This is a genomic window from Planktothrix sp. FACHB-1355 (assembly GCF_014748295.1).
GTDB classification, from domain to species: domain Bacteria; phylum Cyanobacteriota; class Cyanobacteriia; order Cyanobacteriales; family Aerosakkonemataceae; genus Aerosakkonema; species Aerosakkonema funiforme_A.
Genome location: NZ_JACJUP010000759.1, coordinates 1 through 3,533 on the forward strand (window position 1 = coordinate 1; position 3,533 = coordinate 3,533).

General features: G+C 45.3%; 4 protein-coding genes. All 4 read right to left on the reverse strand.

Features of this window, described 5'->3' with window-relative positions:
* The coding region (locus H6S82_RS24400) for a nitrogenase component 1 (protein WP_277926553.1) at window positions 1-634 on the reverse strand (634 nt) is incomplete at its 3' end.
* Between the two features lie 176 nt (window positions 635-810).
* Complete coding sequence (nifH, locus tag H6S82_RS24405) at window positions 811-1,707, reverse strand: nitrogenase iron protein (protein WP_190462869.1); 897 nt, start codon at window positions 1,705-1,707, stop codon at window positions 811-813.
* Between the two features lie 221 nt (window positions 1,708-1,928).
* Window positions 1,929-2,858, reverse strand: a complete 930-nt coding sequence (gene nifU, locus H6S82_RS24410; protein WP_190462871.1) for a Fe-S cluster assembly protein NifU — start codon at window positions 2,856-2,858, stop codon at window positions 1,929-1,931.
* A 110-nt stretch (window positions 2,859-2,968) separates the two neighbouring features.
* Window positions 2,969-3,533: aminotransferase class V-fold PLP-dependent enzyme (locus H6S82_RS24415; RefSeq protein ID WP_191056844.1), on the reverse strand; the 565-nt coding region annotated here is incomplete at its 5' end.

The window sequence follows — 3,533 nt, forward strand, 5'->3', positions numbered from 1 at the left end:
CAATGTGGTGTCCGAGAGATTGAGAAACACCCCGGAAACCTTCGCAGCGAACCGGAACAACGGTTTTGCCAATTTCCCTGGCGGCTTTCTTGGCAACAGCTTCGATGTCATCCCCAATCAAACCGATCGGACATTCAGATTGAATCGAAATGCCTCGGTTGAGAGGAAACAAATCTTCCAATTCATCGATCAGTTTCGCCAATTTCTTATCACCACCGAACACGATATCGCGTTCTTGGAAGTCGGAGGTGAATTGCATCGTACCAAAGGTATCAATGCCAGTCGTACCAATATAATAGTTGCGTCGTCCAGACCAGGAATAATAACCGCAACCTACAGGGCCGTGACTGATGTGGATCATGTCTTTGATTGGGCCCCAAACCACACCTTTCGATCCGGCGTAGGCGCAACCGCGAGTGGTCATCGAACCTGGAACGGATTTGATATTAGATTTTACGCCGCAGTCGGATTTGCCTTCTTCGTAAACGTTGAGGTGCTTTTCTCTCTTTTTGCGCGATTTCTCAGGATACGCTTCGAGGACTTCTTTAATCAGTTCTTTAGTTTCGGCAACTGGTCGCTGAGGAACCGCAGTTACTTCATTTTCGTTTAAGGTAGCAGATTCGATCGGGGTCATAAGGTTTCTCTCTCGAATTTTAGGGATTAGGGATTAGGGAGTGGGGAGTAGGTAGTGGGTAGTAGGTAGGGGCTAGGGGAATTGCAGATTTTAAATTTCAGATTTCAGATTTATTAAATTTGCCATCTGAAATTTGAAATCTGAAATTAATTCATTCCCCATTCCCCATTCCCCATTTAGACGGCAACAGTGGTTTTTGCTTGGTCTTGAGCGATCGCTTTTTGGTATTCTTCTTCGCCGCCCAGGATGCCGAATTCCACCAACAACTCTTCCAGTTCGTCCATTGAGATCGGAGTTGGAATGGTCAGATTCTTGTTGTCGATGATCTTTTGAGCTAATTGACGGTATTCGTTAGTTTGTTGATGGTCGGGTGCGTACTCCAGTACGGTCATGCGGCGCAGTTCGGCGTGTTGAACAACGTTGTCGCGAGGTACGAAGTGGATCATTTGGGTGTTCAGACGCTTAGCCAAAGTTTCGATCAGTTCGAGTTCGCGGTCAACTTTACGGCTGTTGCAAATCAAACCACCTAAGCGCACGCCACCGGAGTGTGCATACTTCAGAATGCCTCGTGCAATGTTGTTAGCAGCATACATTGCCATCATTTCACCGGAAGTAACGATGTAGATTTCTTGAGCTTTTCCTTCCCGGATCGGCATTGCGAAACCACCGCAAACAACGTCGCCCAATACGTCGTAGGAAACGAAATCTAGGTCTTCGTAAGCACCGTTTTCTTCTAAGAAGTTGATGGCGGTGATGATACCACGTCCGGCGCAACCTACACCGGGTTCTGGACCACCAGACTCAACGCAACGTACATCGCGATAGCCAGTCAACAATACTTCTTCGAGTTCCAGATCTTCTACTGCGCCGCGTTCTGCTGCTAAGTGCAGAATGGTGGTTTGGGCTTTGCTGTGCAACATCAAGCGGGTAGAGTCAGCTTTTGGGTCGCATCCTACGATCATGATCCGTTGGCCCATTTCTGCCATTGCTGCGATCGTATTTTGAGAGGTGGTAGATTTACCGATACCGCCTTTGCCGTAGAACGCAATCTGTCTAATTTTTTCGTCAGTCATGATGATTCTCTCTGCTTAGTGGGTGTGTGTGTCTTGTTGGTGTTTGGGTAATTAACGCCATCCTCACGGAAGAAAGTGCGGGATGCGCGTTTTGGGAGAAGGAGCATCGCAGGAGGCGATCGTCCTTTCGATTCGTAAATAATCATTTTGGTTAATTGTCAGTGGTCAGTGGTCAGTGGTCAGTTGTTATTGGTTATCGGCTATTTCCTATTCCCAATTCCCTAAATTGCTTCTACAACTAAGGTGGGTGAAACGCGCTCTTGTAATTTGGCTTCGATCGCGTATTTCAGCGTTGCTAAACTGCCAGAACAAGTACCGCAAGCTCCCTTTAATTGCACTTTCACTTTGTCGCCATCGACATCGTAGAGTTCGACATCTCCCCCATCGAGAGCTAGGAAGGGTTTGATTTCGGAATCGATAACTTGTTGAATTAGTGTGATTTTTTGCAGGTTTGTCAGCGGACGAGCAACTTGCACTTGCGTTTCTGTTTTGGTTGCTACTGCTACTGAAGTTGCTGTTACCGCGCTATTTTCTTCAGTTTTAGCAGCACTTTGGGCTTTCATTTCTTGCCAAGCATCGGCAATTATGTCGTCAATATCTACCAGACAAGTACCGCAACCGCCGCCTGCTTTTATATAATTAGTTACTTGTTCGGCTGTGTCAAGTTTGTTTTCGATTACTACTCGCTTGATCCGTGCTTGGCTAATACCGTAACACCGACATACTAGCGCACTTTCGTCTTCTTCGTGAACAACAATTGGAATTCCTTTGTAAGAAGATATCGCTGCTTCCAGTGCTTCTTGTCCCATCACGGAACAGTGCATTTTCTCTTCCGGCAAACCGCCTAGATATTCTGCAATCTGACGATTTGTAATCTTCATTGCTTCTTCAACTGTCATGCCAATAATCATTTCAGTTAAAGCGGAGGAAGAAGCGATCGCGCTGGCACAACCGAAAGTTTGAAAGCGAGCATCTAAAATTATATTCGTGCTTTCATCAATTTTTAAGTGCAATCTTAGCGCATCTCCGCAAGCAATACTGCCAATTTCTCCGGTAACGATTTTTAATCCTGGTTCGTCAGTTGCTTCTATTACTCCCTGATGTTTGGGATTGTAGAAGAGATCCATTACTTTTTCTGTATAGTCCCACATGGCGATTCTCGATTCTCGATTTTGGATTTTGGATTTTGGATTGACTTAATTTCAGATTTCAAATTTTAGATTGCAAATTTTAAATTTGAAATCTGAAATTTGCAATTATCTTAATTCTTAGCTAGAGCAACGGCTTTTTCTTGTTCTTGCAGCCAAGATTCTTCGTCACTTTGGAACGGTGATAATGCTCGTAAACGTTCTACTATTTGCGGCATTATGGTTAGCACTCGGTCGATTTCTTCGTCAGTGGTATAACGAGAAAGCGAGAAACGAATCGAACCGTGCAACACTGAATAAGGTAAACCCAATGCTCTGAGTACGTGGGAAGGTTCTAGAGAACCAGAAGTACAAGCAGAACCAGAAGAAGCACAGATCCCGTATTGGTCGAGGGAAAGAAGAATTGCTTCGCCTTCGATATATTTGAAACCGATATTGGTGGTGTTAGGAAGTCTTTGGGTAAGGTGGCCGTTTACTTGGCTGTTGGGGATAGTAGAAAGCAGACCTTTTTCTAAGCGATCGCGCAACTGCTTTTCTTTTTTCACCTCTGGCAAATGGGTTAAAGCTAACTCACTTGCTTTACCCAGTGCCACAATTCCGGGTACATTTTCCGTACCAGCACGCCGTCCTCTTTCCTGATGTCCTCCTACTAATAGGGGACGGAATCGCACGCCTTTT

What these genes read in the sequence shown, in the direction of transcription:
- nifH (WP_190462869.1), bottom strand. Translation starts at nt 1,707, where the DNA reads ATGACTGACGAAAAAATTAGACAGATTGCGTTCTACGGCAAAGGCGGT.
- nifU (WP_190462871.1), bottom strand. Translation starts at nt 2,858, where the DNA reads ATGTGGGACTATACAGAAAAAGTAATGGATCTCTTCTACAATCCCAAA.